Annotated in this window: 22 protein-coding genes; 7 read left to right on the plus strand and 15 right to left on the minus strand. The window is 46.5% G+C overall.

Annotation, left to right across the window (positions count from 1 at the left end; all coding sequences use genetic code 11):
• Positions 1-92: 92 nt before the first annotated feature.
• The 7 genes from JWH17_RS18500 (at position 93) to JWH17_RS18530 (ending at position 9,271) form a co-directional block, all read left to right on the plus strand.
• Positions 93-1,028 (plus strand): polyphosphate kinase 2 family protein, encoded by a 936-nt coding sequence (locus JWH17_RS18500; protein ID WP_205224147.1) that lies wholly within the window; start codon positions 93-95, stop codon positions 1,026-1,028.
• An 824-nt stretch (positions 1,029-1,852) separates the two neighbouring features.
• Entirely contained in the window at positions 1,853-2,950 is a 1,098-nt protein-coding gene (locus JWH17_RS18505) for an AI-2E family transporter (RefSeq protein ID WP_205224148.1), read from the plus strand.
• Positions 2,951-2,970: 20 nt separating this feature from the next.
• Positions 2,971-4,485: an efflux transporter outer membrane subunit gene (locus tag JWH17_RS18510; protein ID WP_205224149.1), complete on the plus strand. Its 1,515-nt coding sequence runs from the start codon at positions 2,971-2,973 to the stop codon at positions 4,483-4,485.
• A 100-nt stretch (positions 4,486-4,585) separates the two neighbouring features.
• Positions 4,586-5,734, plus strand: coding sequence for an HlyD family secretion protein (locus JWH17_RS18515; RefSeq protein WP_205224150.1), 1,149 nt, complete (start codon positions 4,586-4,588; stop codon positions 5,732-5,734).
• A gap of 60 nt (positions 5,735-5,794) precedes the next feature.
• Entirely contained in the window at positions 5,795-6,820 is a 1,026-nt protein-coding gene (locus tag JWH17_RS18520) for a DUF2955 domain-containing protein (protein ID WP_205224151.1), read from the plus strand.
• A 234-nt stretch (positions 6,821-7,054) separates the two neighbouring features.
• Positions 7,055-7,981: a transporter substrate-binding domain-containing protein gene (locus JWH17_RS18525; protein ID WP_205224152.1), complete on the plus strand. Its 927-nt coding sequence runs from the start codon at positions 7,055-7,057 to the stop codon at positions 7,979-7,981.
• 15 nt (positions 7,982-7,996) lie between these two features.
• Positions 7,997-9,271, plus strand: coding sequence for a dicarboxylate/amino acid:cation symporter (locus JWH17_RS18530; protein WP_205224153.1), 1,275 nt, complete (start codon positions 7,997-7,999; stop codon positions 9,269-9,271).
• A 47-nt stretch (positions 9,272-9,318) separates the two neighbouring features.
• Here JWH17_RS18530 and JWH17_RS18535 read toward each other — a convergent pair whose 3' ends face one another.
• The 15 genes from JWH17_RS18535 to JWH17_RS18605 all read right to left on the minus strand — a co-directional run bounded on the left by JWH17_RS18535 (position 9,319) and on the right by JWH17_RS18605 (position 25,370).
• Complete coding sequence (locus JWH17_RS18535) at positions 9,319-9,639, minus strand: putative quinol monooxygenase (RefSeq protein WP_205224154.1); 321 nt, start codon at positions 9,637-9,639, stop codon at positions 9,319-9,321.
• 58 nt (positions 9,640-9,697) lie between these two features.
• On the minus strand, positions 9,698-10,063 hold the full coding sequence (locus JWH17_RS18540) for a CoA-binding protein (RefSeq protein ID WP_205224155.1): 366 nt from the start codon (positions 10,061-10,063) through the stop codon (positions 9,698-9,700).
• Between the two features lie 73 nt (positions 10,064-10,136).
• Positions 10,137-11,366: an FprA family A-type flavoprotein gene (locus JWH17_RS18545; protein WP_205224156.1), complete on the minus strand. Its 1,230-nt coding sequence runs from the start codon at positions 11,364-11,366 to the stop codon at positions 10,137-10,139.
• A gap of 672 nt (positions 11,367-12,038) precedes the next feature.
• A complete protein-coding gene (locus JWH17_RS18550) occupies positions 12,039-13,448 on the minus strand; it encodes an FAD-dependent oxidoreductase (RefSeq protein ID WP_205224157.1) in 1,410 nt (469 codons plus the stop codon).
• A 200-nt stretch (positions 13,449-13,648) separates the two neighbouring features.
• Positions 13,649-14,236 carry a TetR/AcrR family transcriptional regulator gene (locus JWH17_RS18555; RefSeq protein ID WP_205224158.1) on the minus strand — a complete coding sequence of 196 codons (588 nt, stop codon included), beginning with the start codon at positions 14,234-14,236 and terminating at the stop codon, positions 13,649-13,651.
• Between the two features lie 478 nt (positions 14,237-14,714).
• Entirely contained in the window at positions 14,715-15,416 is a 702-nt protein-coding gene (locus JWH17_RS18560) for a TIGR03943 family putative permease subunit (protein ID WP_205224159.1), read from the minus strand.
• Positions 15,416-16,507, minus strand: coding sequence for a permease (locus JWH17_RS18565; protein ID WP_205224160.1), 1,092 nt, complete (start codon positions 16,505-16,507; stop codon positions 15,416-15,418). Before JWH17_RS18565 ends, JWH17_RS18560 begins: the two co-directional genes overlap by 1 nt.
• Positions 16,508-16,614: 107 nt before the next feature.
• Positions 16,615-16,776, minus strand: coding sequence for a hypothetical protein (locus tag JWH17_RS18570; protein WP_205224161.1), 162 nt, complete (start codon positions 16,774-16,776; stop codon positions 16,615-16,617).
• Between the two features lie 55 nt (positions 16,777-16,831).
• Positions 16,832-17,242: a Fur family transcriptional regulator gene (locus tag JWH17_RS18575; protein WP_232371182.1), complete on the minus strand. Its 411-nt coding sequence runs from the start codon at positions 17,240-17,242 to the stop codon at positions 16,832-16,834.
• 62 nt (positions 17,243-17,304) lie between these two features.
• On the minus strand, positions 17,305-18,123 hold the full coding sequence (locus JWH17_RS18580; protein ID WP_205224163.1) for a metal ABC transporter permease: 819 nt from the start codon (positions 18,121-18,123) through the stop codon (positions 17,305-17,307).
• Positions 18,120-18,899 (minus strand): metal ABC transporter ATP-binding protein, encoded by a 780-nt coding sequence (locus tag JWH17_RS18585; protein WP_205224164.1) that lies wholly within the window; start codon positions 18,897-18,899, stop codon positions 18,120-18,122. Before JWH17_RS18585 ends, JWH17_RS18580 begins: the two co-directional genes overlap by 4 nt.
• Before the next feature lie 16 nt (positions 18,900-18,915).
• A complete protein-coding gene (locus JWH17_RS18590) occupies positions 18,916-19,875 on the minus strand; it encodes a metal ABC transporter solute-binding protein, Zn/Mn family (protein ID WP_232371183.1) in 960 nt (319 codons plus the stop codon).
• A gap of 724 nt (positions 19,876-20,599) precedes the next feature.
• Positions 20,600-21,064, minus strand: coding sequence for a YbaK/EbsC family protein (locus tag JWH17_RS18595; protein ID WP_205224165.1), 465 nt, complete (start codon positions 21,062-21,064; stop codon positions 20,600-20,602).
• Positions 21,065-21,283: 219 nt separating this feature from the next.
• On the minus strand, positions 21,284-23,653 hold the full coding sequence (locus tag JWH17_RS18600; RefSeq protein ID WP_205224166.1) for a hypothetical protein: 2,370 nt from the start codon (positions 23,651-23,653) through the stop codon (positions 21,284-21,286).
• 508 nt (positions 23,654-24,161) lie between these two features.
• Positions 24,162-25,370, minus strand: a complete 1,209-nt coding sequence (locus JWH17_RS18605; RefSeq protein ID WP_205224167.1) for a hybrid sensor histidine kinase/response regulator — start codon at positions 25,368-25,370, stop codon at positions 24,162-24,164.
• Positions 25,371-25,378: the final 8 nt, after the last annotated feature.

Genomic DNA, 25,378 nt, shown 5'->3' on the forward strand with positions numbered 1-25,378 from the left:
ACACTGGTGATATATTCGTACCCTTTTATTCTACCTCCTTACAGTTACCCGAAGTTACTGGTGGCAAACCTGAAGTTCACAATATTACAGTTATGAAAGAAGAGACAAGCAGCAGTATCGAAGACGTTTTAAAAAGCCTTGATTATCAATCCTGTGAGCCTGAGGCTGACAGCTATTATCATGAGCAGATGTATGCCATATTGCAGGAGCGACATAAGCAGGAGATCATCAAGTCTGCCCTGATAAAATACTATAAAGCAGAAGAACTGAAGATCTACCAGGCGGAGCTCATAAAAATGCAGGCGCACCTGGAGCGAACCGGTAAGAAGATGATCATTCTCTTTGATGGACGGGATGCTTCAGGCAAGGGGGGGACAATACGGCGGATAACCAGGTATATGAATGAAAAACACTACCGAGTGGTGGCTCTGGGAAAGCCCAACCCCGTGCAGCGGACTGAGTTGCACATGAAACGATATATCGAGCAATTTCCCAGAGCAGGTGAAATCGTTCTTTTTGACCGATCATGGTACAACCGGGCAATGGTTGAGCCGGTTATGGAGTTCTGCACCAATGATCAATATAATCGATTTTTGAAAAAGGTAACCCTTTACGAAAATAACTTTATCCTGGATGCGGGACAAACGATTTTGCTCAAGCTTTATTTTTCTGTTTCCAAAGAAGAGCAGGCCAAAAGGTTTGAGCGACGCCGCAACGACCCCCTGCGCCAGTGGAAACTCTCCGAAGTTGACCTCCAGGCCCAGGATCTCTGGGATGAGTTTACCGAGAAGAAGATGGTGATGCTGCAAAAAACGCATACCCGGGAATGCCCTTGGTGGATTGTAAAATCAGATGATAAGCACAGGGCTCGTCTTGAGACCATGAAGCTGATTTTGAGTGCGGTCAAATACAGGGGGCGCAGAAGAAGTCTGGATTACAAACCGGATGCAGAAGTCGTTGTTCCTGGAAATATTGAGTTGCTGAGAATGAAAAATCAAATAAAGGAATATGGAAAACCACTCCTTTAAGAAATGGTGTACGCCTAAAGTGAGCTCCATTATTGACTATTTTCGGTGGAATATATCGTCCCGGATTTATTTACACAGGATAAGCCAACGTATCACATGGTGTAACCGTTTACAATCAAGAGGAATCCGGGGGCGTATGGTGCTGTTGATGAGCAGTGGACGCAGTATGTTTGACAAGACTACCTTCTTTGATCCCAAGACTTGCTATCAGGAAAGCCCTCTGTAGGTGCTGGGCCTGAAAAATGTCTCCACAACGCCATTGGTAGACGTTTTCGTAGCACCTGTGTCGGCCAATGACTGCTGCCGTCTATATCTTGCCATGGCAAGCGTATTAGCCACTTCTACTGCATCGTCAAAGGCAATAAAAGTCCTTTATCAAATAAACAGGATCATTTTTGTGACCTGCCCAGTAAACCTGAGAGCCTTCAACCATTAACAGAAATTCGAGGAAGCGTAGTAACGGTTTGTGACCGGGTTGCGCACGCGGAGGCAGCAATAGCAGAGCTGGTGATAATTGAGCCGGCCAGGTGTGTTGTGACGGCACAGGTCTGCCTACACTTGCACTATGTCGACCGCAAGATTCGGGGTGTACCGTAGGGTGCTGTATAGGTGCCGGTCTCCGGTTTGGATCATTGCTTTGGGTACATTATGGTCTTGTTTTTTTGGAAATTATTTGAAAAAATTATTGATTTTAATAACATATAATGGTGGTGTTAGAGGGTGGATATGGAGCACCAGCCAGAGCTGCAAGAGAAGAAAAGGAAAGGCCTATAGAAAGTATGACAATGCTATAACAGTACCTATGCTATGGAGGACAATTGCTCATGAATACGTCGGATACGTCCAAGTCTTTTCAGAAAGAATTCATCGAAACCGTCATTAAAATCTGTATTCTTGGAACAATGGTTCTCTGGACCTTGCTTATCATTAAACCGTTTCTGATGCCTGTTCTCTGGGGGATTATTATTGCGGTTGCCATGGAGCCCTTTATTGCCGGAGTTGCGGCAATGATGGGAGGACGGAGAAAAGCAGCGGCTGTTCTTTTTGCTTTGGTTGTTATTGCAGCCCTGATTATTCCTTCCGTAAAACTGGTTGCCTCCTCGGTAGATACTGTTCAATCCATTGCAACCGCAATGGAAGAAAATACCTTAAAAGTTCCACCCCCGCCTGCAAGTGTCAGTGAATGGCCGTTGATCGGCCCCTCACTGAGTAAAACCTGGACCCAGGCCTCCATCAACCTGGAAACAGTCTTGAAGCAATACGGCCCGCAGCTAAAAACCGGAGCCCTTACCCTGCTCGGTTCTGTTGGCGGTGGGGTGAAAGGCGTTTTTATGTTTATCATTTCCGTGGCTATTGCTGCCGCATTTCTGGCTACAGCCGAAAAAAGTTCTGCAGCAATTGAAAAAATTATTACCCGGTTTGCAGGTGACCGCGGGGAAGAGATTACCAGTCTTGCCACAGCAACCATTAGAGGCGTGATGCAGGGCGTTGTCGGAGTGGCGGTTATCCAGTCAGTTCTGTCAGTCATTGGTATGGTGATTGTCGGCGTGCCTGCGGCAGGGTTGTGGGCTGCTCTTGTACTTGTAATGGCAGTGATTCAACTGCCGCCCATACTTGTTCTCGGGCCTGTTGCTGCATGGGTCTTCACCGCAACTACCACTGTGCCCGCAGTTTTTTTTCTTATTTGGGCCATTGTGGTGAGTGCCAGTGACGGCATTTTAAAGCCCTTGCTCATGGGGCGCGGGGTTGATATTCCCATGCTGGTGATCTTGCTTGGCGCCTTGGGGGGTATGATGCTTTCCGGCATCATAGGTTTGTTTGTAGGCGCAGTGGTAGTGGCCATCAGTTACACTTTGTTTACAGCCTGGGTTGATGAAGAAAGCGACGCTTCTCTGGCGGATACAACCGACAAGGCAGAATAGCGTAAGGGTAAAAAACAACCATGAATACGGTATGTTTTCGATCATATGTTTATTCTGTGTTTGTTTTGCTCCTGCTTGGCGGCTGTGCGATGGTTGGGCCTGACTATCAGACTCCGGAAGCAAAGCAGCCGACAGGCTGGAGTGTCGACGATACTCCGTTGTTTAAAAAGCCATCAAAAGATGATTCGATAGCCTGGTGGACTCTTTTTAATGACCCTGTGCTGGATCAACTTGTTGCAACTGCCTTTGAGCAGAACCTGGAGCTCCATAGTTCCGGGCTGCGTATTATGGAGGCCAGGGCCCAGTTGGGACGTGTTAAAGGAAATATGTATCCCCAGGTGCAGGAAATGAATGGTGACCTGTTCAGCATCGGAGCAACAGGTCCAGCTGACAACAGGTATTATAATGCCGGATCAATCGGGTTTGATGCTGCCTGGGAGATGGATTTCTGGGGTAAATTCCGTCGTGGAATTGAATCTGCTGATGCCAACCTGCTCTCCACTGTGGCAGATTATGATGATCTGCTGGTCTCGTTGACAGCGGAAGTTGCTCGCACCTATTTTGCCATCCGGACCCAGCAGGAGCGTATCGACCTCGCCCAAAAAAATGCAGAACTCCAGCAGAGATCGCTGCAGTTGGTTATCCTCCAATTTGAAGCTGGGACCGTTACCGAGCTGGACGTTCTCCAGGCAAAGACTCTGCTTTCAAGCACCCTTGCAACCATTCCAAACCTGACTGCTTCGCTTAATTCCTTTAGATATGGATTGGCTGTACTTTTGGGAATGCTGCCTGAAGAAATGGATGCTACTGTTCTTCCCCCTGGTGAAATGCCTCAGCTGTCGACCAAAATAGCAGTTGGGATGCCTGCTGAACTGCTCCGCCGCCGACCTGATATTCGTCGAGCAGAAATGCAGGCTGCGGCTCAAAGTGCCCAGATCGGGATTGCCAGAGCAGAGCTTTTTCCAAGCTTTACTCTGTTTGGCTCCCTTGGCTGGAGCGCAACCGACAGGGGTAGCAACGACCTGGGGGATATCTTTGATGCCAATAGCTTTTCTTATAGCTTTGGTCCTGCCTTTCAATGGAATCTGTTCAACTATGGACGGCTCAAAAACGAGGTCCGCATCCAGGATGCCCGTCTGCAGCAGCTGATCACGGCATACCAGAATACGGTTCTCAATGCCGCCAGAGAGGTGGAAGATGCGATGCAGACACTGGATCAGGCAATTAAGGAAGCTGAGCTGCTCAAACAGGGCGTGGAGACTTCAAGGCGATCGACCGAGCTTTCCATGCTGCAGTACAAGGAAGGATTAGCCGATTATCAGCGTGTCCTTGATTCCACCAGATCACTTACCCAAAAGCAGGATCAGTATGCACAAACAAAAGGTAATATTGCCACTGATATGGTTGCGCTGTACAAAGCTGTTGGTGGAGGGTGGCAGATTCGGGAAGGAAAGCCGTATGTACCCGATGCGGTGAAAGATACAATGGAAAAACGAACAGATTGGGGACGCCTGTTGGAGTATCCGCTCCAATAGAAAATGTTCTGCAGGAGCCTGAGGTTACTCTAAAGGGTATGCCCGGTCGAATGATGGCTGCAACATACGGTATTTTGATAATTCTTAACTGGGTTGAACTATGTCGAGTGAAAAAAATGCCACCAACGAAGAAGCCCCTTTAGCAGGTACTGCACCAGTGGAAGAAGAGGGGACTAATAAACCAAAGAAAATCGATCGAGTTTCACTGTGGACGGCAATTATTGTCGGTCTCTGTGTCCTTATTTTCTGTCTCCACATTTTAGCGGATAAATATACACCCTATACCAGCAACGGCAGAATAGAAGCCTTTGTGGTGCCCATCGTGCCACAGGTCTCTGGCCCGCTCACATCGGTCAATGTGGTTCACAATCAATTTGTAACAGAAGGGCAGGTTTTAGCAGTGGTTGATACCGCTAAGTATGAGCTGGCAGTTCGTCGAGCTCAAGCAGACCTGCAGCTGGCTACACAAACATCGGAGGCGGATATTGCCGCAGTCACAACTGCCCAGGCAAGAGTTGCTGAAGCAGAAGCCAACCTCCGCAATGCCCAGGTGAAAGGGCAGCGCATTATAAAACTGTCAAAACAGGGCGCCGCCTCATTATCCAGGGCAGATGATGCCCGGTCAAGAATTGAGGCCAGCAAGGCAAAATTGGCAAGTGCGCGCTCAGAGTTGGAAAAGGCAAAAAGTCATCTTGGCGAAACAGGTGAGGATAACGCAAAGGTCCGCTCAGCACTGACGGCTCTTGAAACGGCTCAACTTGACCTTAAGCGGAGCACTCTACGGGCCCCTTCAGATGGTATAATTACCAACTTGACTGTTGATGTCGGCCATTATGCTGCTACTGGAGCACCGGTGATGACCTTTCTTGCCACCAAGTTTGTCTGGATCCAGGCTGATATGCGGGAAAACAGTCTCTTGAATATCAAGAAGGACGACCCGGTGGAGCTGGTCCTGGATGCTGCACCAGGCCATATTTTTAAAGGGAAGGTTTTGAGTGTTGGGTATGGTGTGTCTGATAATGCAGGTAACACCCTTGGTGGTCTGACAACTGTGCAGCCTTCTCAGGGGTGGTTGCGACAGGCGCAGCATATGCCGGTGCTGATAGCATTTACCGATGGTTCTGCCAAAGAGTTTAAACGTATGGGCGGGCAGGTGAACGTCATAGTGTATACGAGCAACAAGCCGGTGCTGAATACACTTGGCCGATTTTGGATTCGGATGATCAGTTTTCTCTCCCATGCCTATTGATAGAGAGGCTCCAGAGGAGGACAGGACCATGCTGACGGTAGCTCTTCACCTGGTGTGATAATGAATGTAACCACTGTAAAAATAGTGCGCATGACCGCTGGCCTGACCGCCGCGGTGGCCGTAAGTTACGGTATTGCCTGGCCACTCTCTTTTGTTACCCCTATTTTTGCAGCGATATTTTTGCTGTTTCCTGTCTGGATCGGCTGGAAAATGGCTGTTCAGCTCATAGGTCGCCTTGTATTCAGTCTGTTTATCGGGCTGATTATCAGTGAATATCTGCTCGTTTTCCCTCTTCTCTGCATACTGATTTTAGGCATATTGCTTTTTTATATCTATTATAACGACACGCCTGCCGCACCGCCGATGGCCACCCTGTTTATGACCATAGGCGTTATAATGGTACCAATTATGGGGCTTTCCGGAGCCCAGCTTTCCCACCTGATAGCCATTGGTCTGCTGTTTAACATGACCTGCGGCCTTTTTTTTGCTTGGTTGTTTCACCGGCTCATTCCCGACAGCCTGGCTGCGCAAAAGGCAGGAGGTCCTGCCGCTGCCAAGCCTCCTCCACCGCCGGAACCTACACCAGAAGAGCGGGCGCGCCTCGCCCTTACAAGTACTCTTGTTGCCCTTAGCGCCGTTGTCTTCTTTTTTTCTTTCAATCTTGCCCAGTACGCTCTTGCCATGCTCTATATTTGCCTCATGGCCGGCACACCAAGTACTGTTGCCTCCTTTCAGGTGATGAAGGCCAATTCCCTGGCCACCTGCATTGGCGGAGCTGCCATCATTGTTGCATTCAACCTGCTGGTAGCCGTTCCCACTTATATGTTTCTATTACTGGTGGTGTGTCTGTTTGCCTATCTGTTTTCAGTAAAAATTTTTACCGGCGGAGCGCATGCAGCAGCTTTTACCTCAGGCTTGACGACATTTCTGGTTTTGCTTGGCAGTTCAACCGGAGTCGACAAAGAGGCAAGTATCAACTTTTACCTGCGTATTGCCCAGGTGTTGTTTGCAGGATTGTTTACGATTGTTGCTCTCAGGGTGGTTGATCATATCCTCCGACCAAAAAGAAAACGGATAAAAACCTGATACCTTAACAGGTGTATTATCTGGGACGGGGGTTACAGTACAGATTGTTTTCTGTGTTGAAGTGCTTAATATAAATAATAAATTAATGTTTATACTTGAATGTGCTCTGCCCTGAGTGAGTCTTTTTTCCCGTAGTTGTTGCTATTCGGTTTCCTGATGGTCGCTGCCTGGTCACCGCGGTGCCAGGGAGTACCGGTTGAAGTGTTTTTCAATGTAACCTGGAGAGAGGTAATCATGAAAAAACAGTATCTACTATTATTGGGGATGCTCATCTGGTGTTTTTTGTGCCCAGCGCTGCAGGCTGGTGAAATAGAGCGGATTCAGGACAAAGGGGAGCTCATTGTTTCACTGAACAAGGACTACCCCCCCTTCTCCATGGAGCAGGAGGGAAAACCGACGGGATTGGATGTTGACCTGGCTCGACTTGTTGCAGACTATATGGGGGTAAAACTCACCTTTATCCGCCCTGCGCTGTATGAGGAGCAGATTCCAGCCTTGCTGTCCGGCAAAGCGGATATCATTATCGCAGCGATGACCCGGACCGTTGAACGCGGCCTGTTAGTAAACTTTACCCAGCCTTATTTTACAGTGAGCCAGGCCGCCTTAGTACGAAGGGATAAAATTGACAGCGCTGCAGAATCGTATTTTGATCTGACATCCATCAAAAACATACGGGTAGGGGTCAAGGCGGGGACCACCCATGAGGAATTTGCACGACAACTCTTTGCCCCTGCCTCGATTCAAACCTACCCCACGGTGGAGGCCGCTGCTGCGGCATTGGTCAACGGCGAAGTAGATGCCGTGACAGCGGACTCACCTTTTGTCAGCATATGGAGGGCTACTCACCCCAGCCTTCATCCTCAAATTAAGGCCCTGCTGGCACCAGTAACCCAGGAGTCCTATGGGTTCGCAATCCGTAAGGGCGACCAGGATTTTCTGCACTGGCTCAACCTGTTTATTGATCAGGTTCGTTCGGACGGTACCCTGGATCTTCTTATCCATGACTATTTTGTCGCACTCACCTGGGCCAGGAAAACAGCATCACCAACCTCTCTGACCCCCGCTCAAATGCTACAGAATAGATTTATCCAGCAAAAGAAGGAAATGCTGGAAGAGCGAAGGAGAAAGGCTATCAATGCAAAGGGCGGCAGCTATGAATAAGCAGGGAGAACAATTATGAAACTATTCAACTGGTACTTTAAATCTAATCTCCTGCTCAGAATCATGCTCGGTTTGATATGTGGTGCTGTGGGCGGGTTGGTGCTCGGCGAGGAGATTAGCTGGGTTTCCCCTTTTGGTGATATTTTTGTCAGGCTGTTGAAAATGATCGTTATGCCTGTTGTCATGTTTACTTTGATTGTAGGCGCGGCCAGTGTCCACCCTGCTCGTTTAGGACGCGTAGGTGTCAAAGCGCTGGGCATATACATGGTCACCACCGGATTTGCCGTTGGCCTTGGCCTGCTTTTCGGCAATATTTTTAAACCAGGAAGAGGTCTTGATTTGACCGGTGCCGGGGGCGAAGTTGCCAAAACAACCCTGGAAACACCATCGTTGCTTGATACCGTTATCAATATTGTGCCGGTTAACCCCTTTAATGCCATTACCTCCGGTGAAATTCTCCCCACCATTTTTTTCTGTCTCATGTTTGGTATCGGCATTGCTTTTTTGAGAGAAAGTGAGGACCAGCGTATTAAGCATGCTGCGACAACGGTATTTCATTTTTTTGAAGGCGGTGCGGAAATCATGTATCTGGTGGTTCACTGGATACTTCAGTATGCGCCTATTGGAGTGTTTGCACTTATTGCGGTGGTTTTCGGGACCCAGGGGGCGGAAGCTTTTGGCCCACTCGGAATCACCACCTTAGCTGTCTACCTTGCCTTCCTGGCCCATATGTTTTTGGTGTACGGGGCTGGACTTGCTATTTTTGGCCTCTCGCCGATCAAATTTTTTGCCAAGGCCAAGCAAGCGATTGTTACCGGCTTCGTGACCCGTAGCAGCGGCGGTACCCTACCGGTGAGCATGGAGGTCGCTGAAGAAGAAATGGGTATTTCCAAGGGCGTGTATTCCTTTTCACTCCCCTTGGGGGCGACCATTAATATGGACGGCACTGCCATCTACCAGGGGGTTTGCGCCATTTTCATTGGTTTTGCCATCGGCGCTCCGCTGAGCTTTGAGCAGCAGATGACTGTCATTGCCACTGCTGTATTGGCTTCCATCGGGACTGCGGGAGTTCCTGGAGCAGGTGCACTTATGTTGATGATGGTGCTTAATTCTGTTGGCTTGCAGGTTGAGCCGGGTACCACGGTAGCCATGGCCTATGCGATGATTTTCGGGATCGATGCCTTGTTGGATATGGGTCGGACAGCCTGTAATATCACAGGTGACCTGGCCATAACCTGCATCGTCGGTAAAACTGAACAGGAAATGGATGTGAGCAAATGGCGCTCCTGATTTTTTGTTCAGTTTTCAGGAGAGCCACATGTCCTTTGCATGGGAAACTATTGTTGTTTCTGCCAGACCGAATCAGATGGAAAAAGATGGCTGCCGGTGGAAATGTCTAGAGGGGCGGCAAGCCAATCCTGTGTACTTTCCAACCAGGTTATAAAATGCGGGGTTTCCTTGTGTACCTCAAAAGCCTTTTCACTTGTATAGACTTCATAGAGGTGCAATTTGTTGGGATCAGAGTGGTCTTCAACGATATTGAAGAGCAGGCAATCGGATTCTTTTTCTACAGATCCGCGACCATCGGCAAGCATGGCTTCAATGAATTCTTCCCGATGTTCGGGTTTGATCTGTACTTTGACAATAACAGCAAACATGGTTTCTCCTTTTTTTATAGAAATCCGGGCTTGAGAGTAATGGTACAATGAATCCGCATTAATATTGGTTGGTTGCGAGCATCACTAAAGTACATGCTCGCAGTACCTCAATACCTTCCTCTTGTAACCTTTTTTCAGCATCATCGTCTTCCGTCCCTGGGTTCATAATCACCCTTTTCGGTGCCGATGCAATAACGTCATCTATATGATTCTGGAATCTTTTTGGATTAACATACAAGGTTATAGTGTCAATCTGTTCTGTTATACTGGACACAGAATCGTGACAGTGCTGATCTTCAATTTTTGCCTTAAAAGGATTGACCAGCAGTACTTGATGACCGTGACTGGTTAAAGATTGCATCGCTTTGTAGGCATATCTTGCAGGTTTTTCACTTGCCCCTAAAATTACGACTGTTTCAGCCATTTTTTTACCTCTTGTTTCTTGTGTATCCCGGGTAAGGAATCCTGACAGAGTTATGTCTCTGTCTGGATCGTTTTTATTTACTGCAGAATTGTTTGATTTTTTGCGCCAATTCTTTCCCTGCCTGCTCCATTGCTTCTAAATCCTCATCTCCAGGTGCGCCTTGGAATTCTATACTGTCCATAATGTCCCAGCCGGCCTTTTCGGTTCTCGTTCTAAAGTCTTTTTCCGCACCACCAACCCAGCCATAGGAACCAACACGCAGCACCTTTCTATTTTTGACCTTTTTGATCATTAAATCCTCAATAACCTGCGCCATGGGCGGAAACATTTTATACTCGTAGGTCGGCATCGCAAAGACCAATCCAGCAGCCCTCCATGCGGCGGCAAGGATATGGCCAAGGTCATCCTGCGGAACACGGAAGGTGCGTACTTCCACGCCTTCTGATTTGATGCCCTTTATAAGAGGAGCTATGGTTTTGCCTGTGTTTCCATACATGGAGGCCCATATAAGACAAACCTCAGGTTCTGCCGGTCCCTTAGCGTAGGAGGCATAGCGTTTATAATGGTTAATGATTGCCGAAGGATTTTTGCGCCACACAATTCCATGGGAAGGGGCAATGGCGTCAATGGGAAGAGAGCTTAGCTTTTCAATGGCTTTTTCAACAAAAGGGGAAAAGGTGGCAACAATATTTGCGTAGTAACGGAGCGATTCTTGTTCAAAAAATGCAACACGTTCATCTGAGAGTTGATCATCAAAGGCCTGCTCCTTCACCGCACCATATGAACCAAATGCATCACAAGGAAACAGTATTTTTTCAGACTCAAGATAGGTTGCCATGGTTTCCGGCCAATGCACATTTGGAATCATAAAAAATCGCAAGACCATGCCGTCCCCCAAATCAAGGGTGTCACCATCACCGACAATATCAACTCTGCCCATGGGGACAGAACTGAACTGTTCCAAAAGAGGAGCTGCTTTAGCAGAACAGACAATTCTGCATGTCGTATTTTTTTCAACAAATGCACGCAACATGCCTGAGTGGTCTGGTTCCATGTGGTTGACAATCACATAGTCAATTTCTTCTATGTTGACTCCGGTCTGCTCCATCTGCTGTTCGAGTGAGCTGGTCAATTCATAGATATCCTGGGTTAAATCAATGATTGCTGTTTTATCTCCCTTTATAAGGTAGCTGTTTATACTTACCCCATTGGGAACAGGCCACAGTCCTTCAAAGAGGTAGCCATCTTCTTCAATGTTGACTTTGAGCTGGAAAACCTGATCGCTCATTTGTGTACAATTCATTCTATACTCCTCACTAGTTGCCACTAAACGGCTGAAAAATTTCAAATAAAATATAGTTAATCATTTTAGAAAAAAGGGAAATAAAGAAGAGCATATGATTGCATGATTATTTGCTGTTTTTACCCTTTTCATGGGGGAGTGGAAGCAAATAGCGTAGAGGTAAATGAAAACTATCGGCAATCATAACAAGTCAAGATGAATCCATACCAAGTTGTGAAACAGCCTGAGCAACGATCCAGCATCAAATAACTGAAAAAGAAGAGATCAATCACGGTACCCTCAAAAATTGAGCGGTTATGGACTACGATGAAAAGCAGGGGAAATTCGATAGAGAACAAAGACTAGGGTACAATGTAGTGGTACATTGTTGTTGCACAGCATAAAGCTTCTATCCTGAAAGGGAGGGAAGAGAAGCTTTATGCCGGCAACTTTTTGTGTTAGCCGGGATTTCTCACCAATAAAGTTTTTCGTAGGGCAAAGCACAAGCCACGCTGCTGAAGTGAACTGCCGCAAGTGGTTTGTAACGCAGATCCTGCGGAAAAATCTATTGGCCCGGAGGGGGATCTTTTTGATTGAAAACGGAAAACAGACAGTTAATTGTACAATTACTCTTTAGGCAATAATATCAATTAATTGAGTTTAAAATCAAAAAGGTCATGAGAAATTCGGGTTCTAGGCCGCTTCTTTATTGAGCTTTTTAGCCATGGAAGCATTGGTTAACTGGATAGCACCATTCTCTGCTGCAAGCATGATATGATAGAAGAGTGGTGAGGCTGTTAAAAGAGGATGGGTGGCGTATTGCATGGTTGCCAGTTCCTCTGCGGTTGCACCGGTCTGGATAGCAACGGAAATTGCGTTAACCATGTCGGCCGTAGCCTCTCCACCAATAACATGACCACCAATAATTCTACCGTTATCTTTTCGAAACAGCAGTTTTGCTTTCATTTCGGTAATACAGTCAGGCAGGCTTGCAGGATGTCGATTGGGAGTTGTGGCTTCACCGATCACAACCTCAATACCCTCATCATGAGCGGCCTTTGAAGTTAATCCTGCCGCAGCTATGGAATGGTCCCCTACCTTTGTCGCAAAAGCGCCAAGTGCACCCAGGTTTTTTCGCTGAACCGCATTGTACAAATTGCTCGCTGCAATCATGCCCTCGCTACAGGCGACCGAGGCAAGGCGGATACCGCTTGGTTTGCCGGTGATAAAGGAAGTTTTTGATGCGCAGTCACCGGCAACATAGACATCCGGATCTTTGGTTTGCATGTATTCATTTACAAACACACCTTGACGTGGATCAGCCTCCAAACCACATTTTTCAGCCAGTTCTATGTTAGGTGTTGCACCAATGCAGACCAGTACCAAATCAGCATCCAGTTCACTACCGTCTGCCAGTTGGACCGCATTGACGGCACCTTGGCCTTTAATTTCCTGCACACCACGATTGGTCATGACATGGATACCGAGTTTTTCAAGTTGACCCTCCGCTTGAACACAAAACTCTTCTTCACAGGCCATCATGAGACAATGAGGGAGCATTTCAATGATGCTGACATTGAGATTGCTGTTTGCAGTACCATCGGCACCACCCATGAGTGCGATTTGCTCAGCCATCTCAACGCCGATAAACCCTCCTCCGACAACAACCACGTTTTTAGCTGTCTGCAATGCAGCATACAATGCCTGCAATCGACATGGGTCCTTCTCTACGACAAATACGTTGTCCAGATCAATACCTTTTATAGGCGGCACAAAAGGTTTTGATCCGTTACCAAGAATGAGCTTGTCATATTCAAGAGTGGTACCGTCTGCAAATGCAATACTATTGTGTTTTCTGTCTATACTCTCCACTTCCAGGTACATGATATCTATACCCATATTAAGGAAGTTCTGATCCGGAATAATGTTCTTTTCAACTTTTTTCAATGTTCCGTAGATATACGGAATACCGCATGGAACCGGTGTTTTTTCCACATTACGAATGACAGTGACTTTTTTTTCAGGATTACGTTTTCTTAAAGTAACCGCCGCCATTAAACCTGCCGCAGATCCGCCAATAATTGCTACATCTGTTGATTTCATCTCGTTCTCCTGTCGTAGAATAAGTAATAAATAGACTCAATATAAGAGTAGATTAAAATATTTTAAAATGAATGTTCGTTCTAGTCGTTAGCAAAAAAATAGAACCGTATAACTTAAAGTAATGGGTAAACAATTTGTATGTAGTGATAATTTAGAATGAATGTTCGTTCATTGAGCGGCCAAAAAAAAACTACTCGATATTATTTTTTAATTGATGCCCAGGAGCATTCCCAAATTTCCTCTAAATAGTGAGATATCGGGTGTTCCAGAAAAGCATCCAAATCGAGACGGATAATACGTAACGCTCCCCCAATCAGGCAGGCACTGGCAACCACAGGATCCATATTGCGAATTTCTCCTTTCTCTACCCCTTCATTGATCATTTCCCGTATTATTGCAAAAGGAGGGGAGGAGCAGATGGATTTTTCTTCAGGCATAAACTCCTTGTGCGTGGCATAAAGGAGATAGTGCATTTTATCGGGAGCATTTTCTGCAAGATCAAATAAATAGTTGATAACTGCACGTCCACGGCCCTGGGTGGTTTGATGGGTGTTTCTTATCTCCACCATCGCCATTTCCATATGGATGATTAAGTTGTTGTAAATCGCCCTGGCTATGGCTTCCTTATTTTTAAAATAATGGTAAATGCTGCCTATACTGACATTCGCTTCTTTCTGGATATCGTGAACCGAGGTATTAAAGTAGCCTTTTTCTGTAAAAAGCTTGAGGGCTGTTTCAAAAATTAAGCTTTCTAAATCCTGCGATCGTTTTTTCACGGGTGCTGTCATTGTTTAATCTCTTTTAAAACGAATGTTCATTCTAGAAGACGACAGTAGATCTACTTTTAATAAATGTCAAATTATTTTTTGAGGTAGAAGGGCGTTTGTTGAAATTTATCCTGGGAACAATGTAACCTGCACTTTGGAGAGGGTTGAAAAAATGCTCAAGTTATCATCTGGTTGGAGGCGAGAGTAACTTCAAACTATCATTTTGGGTGATACATTTCGTCTGAAATAATATTTGCTATGTTGAGAGGTGTACAGGTACGGTCAACTCCGGTCAGGTAATCAGGACCTCTTATTTTGTGAGAAGTTGAGTGTTACTTATCGAAATAGAAACGAAATTGATATCTTGGACTTGGCAAAGTTAAGTCCGAATCACAGTACTGAAATCGCCTGACCAGGAAGCGTCTTAATGTAATAACCTCCATTGAATCTTCATATTGTCATTGCGTCTCTTTGTTTGAGGATTTTACTGTATATTCTATTACATCGCCCATGGGAAGGCCGGTTCTTCAACATATTTGAGTGATTCGATTTCAACAGATGGAAATTCCATTCCATTGTTTTTGATGATTGAAAGTGGGCCGTTTATCTGTACCCAGCGGTCATTTTCAATTTTCATTTCGCTTGTATGACTGAGGAATATAAACGCAGGAAGGGCATCGGCCGCACAGCAGGTAATCATATAGCGGTAGCACATTGCTATATTCTCAGGAAGTTTTTCATTAACCAAACTCCGGCACACAACCTCAACCTGTTGCCCCTCAAAGTCTTTTGGTTTACGTAGTATCTTTGAAAACACCATGCCGGATGACTGCGGCTCATCAAAGATTCCAAAAGATGGTAGGCTATTAAGGTACATGCCGTTATCGCTTTGGATGATTCTGTTTTGCAATGAAGTCCCATCAAGTCTTGCTTCTGCTGCAATGGAAAAATACAGAATGGGGACAAGCAGGATCAAAATGCCTGGGAGCTCCATAAATATAGGTTTGTCGCTCTTCGCATGCCTGTTAGGAATAACGAGAGAAACGAGAAATAACACTAATACAACTGCAGCAATGCCGAGGACCCACCATAATCTAGGGTGGAGTAAACGTACTAAATCACTCCTTCCAAAAGTAAGGAGCCAGAAGAGGAAAATAGCCCATACAGAGAGCAATATGCTGTTGAGTATCCTCAGTATCATCAGACAAATGGAGGCAGAAGGAGCTCAATAATAAGCATTAGAGCGTAAACCGTACCAAATGTTACAACTGAAAATAGTAAAATGGCTCGCTTGCGAAAAACAGTGAGGTACATCAGCATAAGCTTAAGGTCCAGCATTGGCCCCAACACCAAGAATCCAAGTTGAGCACTACCTGGTATGAGCCATCTGAAACTTGCAGCAATAAATGCATCCGCTTCACTGCAAAGATTCATAACCACAGCCATCACCATCATGACTAAAATGATCAACCAAGGGGAGGCAGACAGGGCCTCAAAGTTTGCAACAGGAGTAGCAGTGCGTATAAAAGCTGCTGTAAAAGCACCTAGAACCAAATATTTACCTACATCTAAAAAGTCATCTCGTGCATGTCCAATCGCATGTAACAATTTGGATAAAAGTTGATTTTTTTGAAACTCTTCATTGCTGCAGCCGCATTGACGAAGAGACAGCTCTGCAACATTTTCTAATACAAGCTTCTCTGGATTGGAAAAACGGGTAAGCACTAACCCAATTATGACAGCAACTCCATAGCCACAGCTGATTCTCAGCAGGACCATTTTCCAGTTGTAGGTGTAGGCGATTGCTGTAGACCAGGCCACGATAGCATTCACGATCGGGCCACTGAGCATAAAGCAAACAGCAGAAGGGATTGAAACACCCTTGATTATAAGTCGACGAACAATAGGGACTATTGCGCACTCACATGTTGGAAAGAGCAAGCCCAATCCACCTGCCAGGAAAATACCACTTTTTCTATCTTTCCCCAAGAAACGGTCAATGAGTGGCGTTGGAACAAAGACTTCAATGACTCCTCCCACAAGTGTCCCAATCAACATGAAAGGTATTGCCTCTAAAACAATAGAAGTGAAATTTATCGAAAAAAGACCTGTAAAAGAGGCGAAATTTTGATTTTCGGAGTGAGCTGAAAGAAAGAGCAGGAAAGCAGCAACAAGAAAAAATACTCCGACAGTACTTCCTAAGGAACTCGAAAAAACATCTACATCACTATCAGGTTCTGCACCTGGTTTCTGGTAGATCGGTATTGGTGGCGGGGTATCTTTTTTCGCCATATTTCCTCGGAGTTTCCCCTTCTTATCTGAACTGTCGTTTGCGTAAATAATAAAAGGCAAAGGTAGTGGAGCAACCTTTGCCTTGTTAATGCGGGAGATATTCTACTTTATTTTTTCGTCATCTCCTGACCGCAACACTGCAGTGGTACAGTACAACATTTATCTGGAGCGTCAGCATCGCATGTGCACGGCTTTTTGACACTGAGTTCCAAACCGCATTTTTCGCACACAAACACATCACCTTCTTTCATGTCGCAACAGTTAGCCATGGAATTCTCCTGGTTAAGTTTTTTTGTTCGTTTGATTTTTATTTACTGCCTACACCTACTTTTTTCCCACTTTTGCACAATTTTTACATATTCCATCAATACGAATTTCCACCTTCTCAATCCGGCCGGGATACGTCTTTAATAAAGGGGCTATGTCAACGGTTACACTTTCTGGGCTTAAGCAGTCCATCTGCCCGCAGATTCTACAGTAAAAGTGAGGGTGCGGTTTATGGTGTTCGTTGGGAGCAATACCGTAATAAAAGGCTCTGCCGCCAGTACTTATACGATCAACGACACCATGTTCAACCAATAGATCAAGAATACGGTAGACCGTCACACGATTGATAGAACTGGTACGCTCCAGGATAGCGTAGATGTCGCCGGCGGAAAGAGGAAACGTGTTGTTTCCGACAATTTCCAGGACCTGAATACGATTAGTGGTCGCTACCAGGTCAGCATTCGACAACAAGTTTTCATAATTGCATTGGTCACACATAAGCCTTGTTTATAGATATCTCATGACACATTTTATGTTCTGTGGCAAGCAAAGCGTATTTTATCTACAATCAGGGAAAACAAAAATACAACACCTGCAACCAGTATAATCGAAGCGCCTGATGTGAGGTTGTACTGATACGAGAGCCAGAGTCCGGTAACCGTAAAAGCTGCTCCAAGTAAGCTGGACGCCACCATCATCTGAAAAAGTGATTTTGCATATTTTTCAACCATAAAAGGTGGAATCGTCAACAGGGCAATGACCAAAATGAGACCAACGACCTGGATGACCAGAACAACGGTAACAGCCAGCATGCCGATCAGTACAAAGTAGAGCTTTTTAACCGGTACCCCCCTGATTTTGGCGAATTCCTCATCATAGGACATGGCCAGCAGATCCTGATAATAATAAGTAACGAGGAGTATCATCGCAATACCGATAAATGCCATGAAGAACAGATCCGACCTGGGAACAGCAAGTATACTGCCGAACAGATAACTCATGAGATCCACGTTATACCCGGGTGTCAAGTCAACGAGAATAATGCCGAAGGCCATTCCAAGAGCCCATATAACGCCGATGACGGTGTCGGCCCGGTGCTTCATCTTGTAGCTCACAGAAGCCATGAGCATGGCTGCGAACAGGGAAAAACCAATTGTACTGGGCAGATAGGGCCATTTGAAAAATGACGCAAGCCCAATACCACCATATGCAGCGTGGGCGATGCCACCGGAAAGAAAGACAATTCGGTTGACCACCACCAGGGTGCCTATAATGCCACAAATTACGCTGGCCAGCAGGCCCGCAGCCAGGGCATTGCGTATGAATTCAAATTGCAAGGCTTCAATCATGGGGATTGGTTCTCATGTTCTGATAGTACTCGATGGGGGAGGCCGTGGGCCACTAATTCTACAGGACACACCTCCTCGTCAGTACTGGGGTACATGGTTTTCAGCATATCGCCGGTAATTTCGGCCTGGTCATGATAATGCAGTTTTTTGTTGACGCAGGCCACCGATTTTACATAGCGGGATATCACCAGCAGGTCATGGCTGATCACTAAAATTGTAATATCCTGGTTGAATTCCCGGAGAAGCTGATAAAAATCAGCCTGCCCCTTAGTGTCGATACTGGAGGTGGGTTCGTCTAATAAAAGCAGCTTGGGCTTCGTCGCCAATGCCCTGGCAATGAAGACCCTTTGGCGTTGACCTCCGGAAAGGGTACCGATTTTCTTGTCAGCATAGGCTGTCATGTCCATACGTTCGAGAGCTGCCAAGGCATCACGGCGATTAGTTGCTGACCTTCGGGATAAGCGCTGTTTGGGATCAAGCTTTCCCATCAGCACCACATCGATGGCAGTGATAGGAAAGCTCTGGTTCAAATGGATATCCTGCGGTACGTAGCCTATGCACGACGAAGCTTCTTGGGGAGGTTTCCCATCGATGAGAATCGTCCCCTTATCCGGTGTCAGTAACCCTAAAATCAGTTTTAGCAGGGTGGTCTTACCCCCGCCGTTGGGACCAATAATAGCGACAAAATCCTTCTCCGGAATGGCAAGATTCACATCCTTCAGGATGGCTTCTCGGTTATAGGTAAAATCAAGATTATTTATTTCGATCATCGACATGGAAAACCCATTTATCTTATTTCAGTGCGGCCTGGAATTTAGCTGCGACCTGACGTAGATTGGCCATCCAGTTTTCAGCTAAAGGATTGGCAAAAACTACTTGGCCGCCAATCTCTTGGGCAACGACTTGAGCATCTTTGACTGAAAACTGGGGTTGCACAAAGATTATATTTATCCCACTTTCCCTTGCATGCTGGACCAATTCCTTCAACTGGGCGGGTTTAGGACTCTTGCCTTCAATCTCGACGGGAACCTGTTGTAGCCCATAGTCATGGGCAAAATATCCCCAGGTCGGATGAAATACAAGAAACTGCAACCCAGACTTTCCAGCAAACATTTTTTTCAGATCAGTATCCAATTGATCAATCTGCGCTGTAAACTCCTGGAAGTTGGCTGCATAAGCTCTCTTGTGCGCCGGATCAGCCTCCTGCAATGCTGCCAAAATAGCATGAGCCTGTATTTTTACCAGTGATGGAGAGAGCCAGATATGTGGATCTTGCCCAGCGGGTTGTGGCTCTTCATGATGCTCTTTTTCCCCATGATTTTTATCCTTTTCGTGATCATGATCGGCGTCATGATGTTCTTCTTTGTATTGTGCCTCTGTGTGGCTGTCATGGTGGTGGGTTTCCATAGCCAGCTTTTCGATACCATGATCTGTGTGGATTACCTTGAGCTTGGGATTTGTTGCAACGAGTTTGTCCAAATGAGCCTTTTCAAACTCAACTCCTATGCCGAAATATAATTTTGCCTTGGAAATGGCTACCATCTGCTGCGGCTTTGGTTCATACGTATGTGGACTCGCTCCAGGTTCAACCATAACCTGAACATCAACTAAATCCTTGCCAATTTGTTGCACAAAATATTTTTGTGGTACAATGCTGACAAATACCGGGAGTTTGCCGGATGCAAGGCAAGTCAGCGGCACCACGCATGTCATAACTAAGCAAAGTAAAGAACAACGAATAGAGTGATACATTTTCTTCTCCTTCAAAATTAAGTTAACTCTGCAAGCTATTGCATGTGCAACTTAATTGCACTTATGGTAACTACAAATTATACCTTTTTTTAAAGGTAAGCTAAGTAGATAATGGGTCCAGGTATTCAGATATGATGATGCAAATATATTGCATTGCTGCGGAAGGCACAATAGATTTATAACCTAAATCCTGCAATTGGAAATTTCGGAGTCTACGCTACCTGCCGAAGATGTGAGGCACCGGAGGCGCGGACGTATAAAAATACTTCAAGCCTTCGGTAACGTAGCAGATTTGGTGAAATTGCCGATCCCGAAGGGCGTTGAAGGTGAGAAAAAATAGGTTCACTCAAACAGTGAATAGAACTTCAAATCAATTGTCTGCTCAATATGTTGTTTTTTAAAGTGGAATTTATTTTTTCTAACTTTCGACGTGCAGGATTTAGGTATCATTACATGTATAAAAGCTGCTGGGAATACAAGCCTAAATTGATTGCTGGAGAAGGGAAACCGTTAATTTGGAAAGAACACTTCACCATATAAGTGGATATGGCTGCCGTTTGATAGTAGTACATAACGATGGTGGACTCGTAAAAAGTCCATCACACACTAAAGATGGCTAAGTACAAAAGTTCGATATACAAGGCGCAGTGTTTGCCTGTTTTTGCTCGCCATAGCTTCTTGGCGATTTTTTCAAAGTCGATTTTTTATGGCCGTAGCTTTGCAATCAGGTCACCTGAACTTTCACGCCACCGGTAATCTGCTGGAGGTAATCAGGACTCAGGGGGACGCCGGTGGAATCTGTACCCGCCGCTGGATAGATGGTGTCGTATTCATCAAGGGATATGTCAAGTAAAATAGCTACAGGGCTGTCTTCCAAGCCGAAGGGACAGACCCCGCCAGGAAGAAAGCCTGTCGCTTCTTGGGTCTCCTCAGCACTTGCCATCCGGTGTTTTGCCCCGGTTGCACGTTTAAGTGCGCCACTGTTAATTTTCTTATCTCCTGCAGCCACCACCAGTCGGTAGCTGTTATCCTTTCCTTTGAACAAAATAGATTTTGCTATCTGACCAACAGGGACCCCTATTCTTTGAGCTGCTGTTTCTGCTGTTGGCGTTGATCCCGGCTCAAATTCGAGGGCGGAGAGACTGTGATTTTCTAAAAACCTTTGTACTTTTGCAGGGATATTGCTCATTTTCAACACTAAGTTATTATTATACATATTTTATACGACCAGAGTCGAATTACCAAAGCTGGAAAAGTAACGCAACCTAACTTTCCAAAAAAATTGTTGCTCCATATGTACAGCCTCCCCGCAGGCAACATTGCAGATAGACCTCTGCTGTCAATACAACCAAAAAACTCCCAACAGCCGGGCTACCGGGAAACTTTGTTGGCGAAAAGGTTCGGGTTATTATTTCAGCTCAGCCGGTTTCAGATTCTGTTCCGCCATGAACTTGATCATCTTGTTCATCGCTTCCAGATGCTCTTTTGAATCGATGGTGCCTTCGGTGGATACCTTTTCCCACAGTTCCGCTTCACTCATATTCTGGTGGCAGCCCATACAGGTGCCGGCCCTGAGGAAGTTATCAAGCTCTTGCTTGTTGAATGCCCGGGACTTGGGCCAGTGTGTACCTACCGTGGCCAACTGGACACCCTCGCGGGTGACAATCTGTGACCAGTCAAAGTTGAGCTTGGGAATGGCCGAAATCTGTACGCTGTGCTTGGCTGGTATGATCTCTCGGGTAGTAGCGTCCATAAGATCCATTACCACGCTTTCGTCCTGACGGAGTCCAAAGGTACCATTGCCTAAACCAAGTCCGGCAACTTTAGGATTGGTATGGCAGGATTCGCAGGTCCTGGCTTGACGCTGAGCCGTATGGGGCTGTACCGGAGCCATATCAATGGCAAGTGGTACATGCTTCTGGCCAAGCTGCCGGGCCTCTGTCGGGCTCTGGGCGATTTCATTGTTGAGCAGGGTTTCACCCTTATCGTTTATAATAGTGTAGGTCACCTGACAACCGGGCATAAGTGGGGAGACACGGCCTTCGCCGCTGATGCCGAGGACCGGATCTTCGCAACGCAGGTAGGAGCCGGTCTCTACTATTTTTCCCGGAGACGTGATGCCGCCAGATCCAAGGATTGATTCTGCGGTCTGCCCGTTTGGTTTTCGGTCGTTTCCAGAGGCTACCCAATCAATACCAGTGACAGGCGTCCCATCTTTGGGTTTGTAGTTGACCTGTACATGGCAGCCATAACACTGCGGCGCCCAGGAGGCATGGCAAGAGTAGCATTCCAGGTTGGTCATATGCTTGTAAACAGCGTACATGGCCACTTCTGCAGATGGGTCTTTCCACTTTTTCTCATCCTTGAGTACCTTCAGTACTGGAACTTCAAAGTCATTGCCCGTGGCTGAATGGACAATAACCTTGTTGCCACGCTTGATGACGTTACCCAAGGGATTGCCGCGGGAAGTGAGGACAAAACCATCTTCAGCCTCGTAGGGGTAGCCGAACTGTTTGCCGGGTACTAAGCGTTCTTTAGCCACACCACGCGGATTTTTACTTAGGTCCTTACCAAACTCATCCCCATAACCCACCGGCAGTTCCCATGGATACTTGTCGGTCAGGCCATGGCAATCGGAACATTCGATCTCCACCTGGGCAAGAGTCGTGCCGTGGATATTCCCGTCACCATGCATATCAATGGAAGTATGGCAGTCCTGACAGAGCATACCACCTTGAGGGTTGCCTTTACGGCTTGCCTGCTGGTGATGAAGATCGTCAGCGATAAAGAGGTAGCGCTTGGTGTGCAGTTTTGGTTGTTTGTTTCCTTGCTCATTGTAGGGGGAGCCATAGGGGGACTCCATCAAGCCCTGGAAGGATACACCGATTCGCTTCCCGCGGTTATGGCAGGAAGAACAAGCTTCCACCGGAATACCGCCGGTTTTTCTGGTTGCCACTATCTTATGCTTGAGCATGTGACCGGGTTTGTCCTTGGAGATGGTTTTATCGTCGCCCATATAGTACCCATCGGTTCCGTAAAGGACATGGCAGGCTGAACAGCCCATACCCCTGAAGTCGCCACGCTTCTCCCGACCGCGGACACCTATGTGACAACGTTGGCAACTCTGACGTTGGTAAGTGATAGCGGCCATCTTGGGATCAGCATTGACCTCATCCATGGTCACGTTGGGCATCTGTTCAAGGTTTTGAGGATACTGCCGGGGATAGATAGTTCCCTGGTGTTTCATGTACTGCTTGTAGGCAGGAGTTCCGGACAGGGGGGTAAGACTGTCTATATCGTGGACATCGTAGTTGCCCCAGGGAACACTATAGTCCTGAACTTCTTTAAAGCCCCAAGTTGCCAGGTTGCCTTGTATTTTCCCTGCTTCGGTATTCATCAGACCCAGTGTAGAGCGATAAACATATCCTGGATGGCAGGCACCACAGGATTTTTCCGCAATCCATATGGAACCGGGATCCGGGTAGTAATCTTTCGGGCCTGGAGCAATACGCAATGTCGGCGGTACACCTTTATGGGCCTCTTCCTTTTTGGTGGCTTTGGGATTTCCACCATGACACATGACGCAGCCATCCGGGTCACCATGCTGGGAACCGGTAATTTTAAGGGTGCGCATCATTTTATGGTCGGCTGGTTTAATATCGGCAATGCCTTGATGGCATTCCTGGGTCGAGCAGCCACTTGCACCATATGCAGACGTCACGCCAACCAGACACAAGCCAATGGCCGTTGACGCTAGTCCTCTCCATACCTTGAACATAGCTGACTCCTTTTTTAATGGTGAGAGCTGCGTGATATTATGCGTTAAAAACATAGGTAATACCACCTCTTTGAAAAGAGGATGAGTCACAGTTGTTGCTGCGAGCATCTATTTTTCATGCATCTGACCCCGTATCTATGAACAATGTGGGGCGGGGTAGGACTGTGTACGATCAATAATCGGCATAGCTGCCTTGAGCAGCTCACCGGTTGATGGAACATACTGGATAATATCGCCGAGCAGAGTGGGAATAAAGCCGGGAACAACGGACCCGAGCCCTTTTCCGTCCAGATGCCGGGAAGGGTCATGATACAAGATAGGATAAGAAACAAAGTTTTTGCGAAGTGACGAGAGCCGGCTCAGGCCCGCAAGGACATTCAGGTCAAGGGCACCCCTGATCTAGAGTGCAAGGAAAGAGGTGCCACGGAGCCCGAAGAGATGCTGATATGGACGGTAGGCGTGGTTTGACAACGTGGCCGGGATGACTCTTTACCCTCCAAACTGCATTTTAGTCTTGGTTTTGTTCGATTAGAGGCAGGAATAAAGCAAAGCTTGAGCCTTTTGAAACCTCGCTGGTAACAATGATGTGTCCTCCATGGTCCTGAACAATCTGGTTGGTCAAAGCCAGTCCCAGCCCGGTTCCTCCATTTTTTCGTTTGGTTGTAAAGTAGGGATCAAAAATCTGTTGCATGTTTGCCTGGTCAATGCCATTGCCGTTATCACTCACCGTTAGGCAGAAATAATCTCCAGGGAGCAATTTCACCTGCTCGGCCTGTCCCGGCTGGTCAATTAGCGTTCGGGTTAAACTAACTTGAACGATGCCTTTTTTGCCCTTGATGGCGTCAAACGCATTCGAGCATAAATTAATCAGTATCTGGTATACCTTTGTGGCTTCCAAGGTAGTCTTTTCACTGTCAACGGAAATATCCTGGTAAAGCTCGATGCTGGGCGGCAGGGCTACTTTGATAAATTTCAATACCTTTTGCACTAAAGGTCCTAATTTGACAGGCTTGTCACTGCTTTTGCCGGCACTGCTGAATGAGAGAATCTGCGATACAAGATCGGTTGCCCGATCGGAAGCCTCTAATGCCAGGCCAAGATGGGCATGCATCTCTGTTTGAAGCGATTTGTCAAACATTGCCAACTTCAGAATACCATTGATAGTGAAGAGAATATTATTGAAATCATGAGCAATGCCACTGGCCAGATTACCCAGTGCTTCCATCTTCTGGGCTTGCTGTAACCTTTCCATCAGGTACTGGTTTTTTTCCTCCAGGTTTTGATTTAATTCAATCAGCTGATCGGCTTCACTCACGACCTGCCTGCACACACCACCGCCATTTCTCAGGGTATAATCGTCAACCGCTGTTTGAATAATCCGTTTCAGCTCCGCATCATCCCATGGTTTAAAGATAATGTTGTGCACATTTCCCTTGTTGACAGCATTCAGGATAATATTCATTTCCTGGTAAGCAGTCATGAGTATTCGGATAGTCTCCGGCCTCTGCCGTTTAATTTTCTCGAGAAAATCAATGCCACTCATTTCAGGCATGCGCTGATCTGAGACCACTACGGCAAAATCCATTTCATTGAGGAGGCTCAATGCTTCCCCTGCTGATTTACAGGTCAAACATCCATAGGGTTCATCGGCGAAGCTCCACTCCAGAGCATCGAGCACTGCGGAATCATCGTCAATGAACAGTATATTATTTTGCATGGTTATCC

It is taken from the genome of Desulfogranum marinum, assembly GCF_016918565.1.
In the GTDB taxonomy this organism is placed as follows: domain Bacteria; phylum Desulfobacterota; class Desulfobulbia; order Desulfobulbales; family Desulfobulbaceae; genus Desulfogranum; species Desulfogranum marinum.

Excerpts from the sequence above, each read along its gene's own strand:
- JWH17_RS18500 (WP_205224147.1), top strand. The coding sequence starts at position 93 with ATGAAAGAAGAGACAAGCAGCAGTATCGAAGACGTTTTAAAAAGCCTT.
- JWH17_RS18505 (WP_205224148.1), top strand. The coding sequence starts at position 1,853 with ATGAATACGTCGGATACGTCCAAGTCTTTTCAGAAAGAATTCATCGAA.
- JWH17_RS18510 (WP_205224149.1), top strand. The coding sequence starts at position 2,971 with ATGAATACGGTATGTTTTCGATCATATGTTTATTCTGTGTTTGTTTTG.
- JWH17_RS18515 (WP_205224150.1), top strand. The coding sequence starts at position 4,586 with ATGTCGAGTGAAAAAAATGCCACCAACGAAGAAGCCCCTTTAGCAGGT.
- JWH17_RS18520 (WP_205224151.1), top strand. The coding sequence starts at position 5,795 with ATGAATGTAACCACTGTAAAAATAGTGCGCATGACCGCTGGCCTGACC.
- JWH17_RS18525 (WP_205224152.1), top strand. The coding sequence starts at position 7,055 with ATGAAAAAACAGTATCTACTATTATTGGGGATGCTCATCTGGTGTTTT.
- JWH17_RS18530 (WP_205224153.1), top strand. The coding sequence starts at position 7,997 with ATGAAACTATTCAACTGGTACTTTAAATCTAATCTCCTGCTCAGAATC.
- JWH17_RS18535 (WP_205224154.1), bottom strand. The coding sequence starts at position 9,639 with ATGTTTGCTGTTATTGTCAAAGTACAGATCAAACCCGAACATCGGGAA.
- JWH17_RS18540 (WP_205224155.1), bottom strand. The coding sequence starts at position 10,063 with ATGGCTGAAACAGTCGTAATTTTAGGGGCAAGTGAAAAACCTGCAAGA.
- JWH17_RS18545 (WP_205224156.1), bottom strand. The coding sequence starts at position 11,366 with ATGAATTGTACACAAATGAGCGATCAGGTTTTCCAGCTCAAAGTCAAC.
- JWH17_RS18550 (WP_205224157.1), bottom strand. The coding sequence starts at position 13,448 with ATGAAATCAACAGATGTAGCAATTATTGGCGGATCTGCGGCAGGTTTA.
- JWH17_RS18555 (WP_205224158.1), bottom strand. The coding sequence starts at position 14,236 with ATGACAGCACCCGTGAAAAAACGATCGCAGGATTTAGAAAGCTTAATT.
- JWH17_RS18560 (WP_205224159.1), bottom strand. The coding sequence starts at position 15,416 with ATGATACTGAGGATACTCAACAGCATATTGCTCTCTGTATGGGCTATT.
- JWH17_RS18565 (WP_205224160.1), bottom strand. The coding sequence starts at position 16,507 with ATGGCGAAAAAAGATACCCCGCCACCAATACCGATCTACCAGAAACCA.
- JWH17_RS18570 (WP_205224161.1), bottom strand. The coding sequence starts at position 16,776 with ATGGCTAACTGTTGCGACATGAAAGAAGGTGATGTGTTTGTGTGCGAA.
- JWH17_RS18580 (WP_205224163.1), bottom strand. The coding sequence starts at position 18,123 with ATGATTGAAGCCTTGCAATTTGAATTCATACGCAATGCCCTGGCTGCG.
- JWH17_RS18585 (WP_205224164.1), bottom strand. The coding sequence starts at position 18,899 with ATGTCGATGATCGAAATAAATAATCTTGATTTTACCTATAACCGAGAA.
- JWH17_RS18590 (WP_232371183.1), bottom strand. The coding sequence starts at position 19,875 with ATGTATCACTCTATTCGTTGTTCTTTACTTTGCTTAGTTATGACATGC.
- JWH17_RS18595 (WP_205224165.1), bottom strand. The coding sequence starts at position 21,064 with ATGAGCAATATCCCTGCAAAAGTACAAAGGTTTTTAGAAAATCACAGT.
- JWH17_RS18600 (WP_205224166.1), bottom strand. The coding sequence starts at position 23,653 with ATGTTCAAGGTATGGAGAGGACTAGCGTCAACGGCCATTGGCTTGTGT.
- JWH17_RS18605 (WP_205224167.1), bottom strand. The coding sequence starts at position 25,370 with ATGCAAAATAATATACTGTTCATTGACGATGATTCCGCAGTGCTCGAT.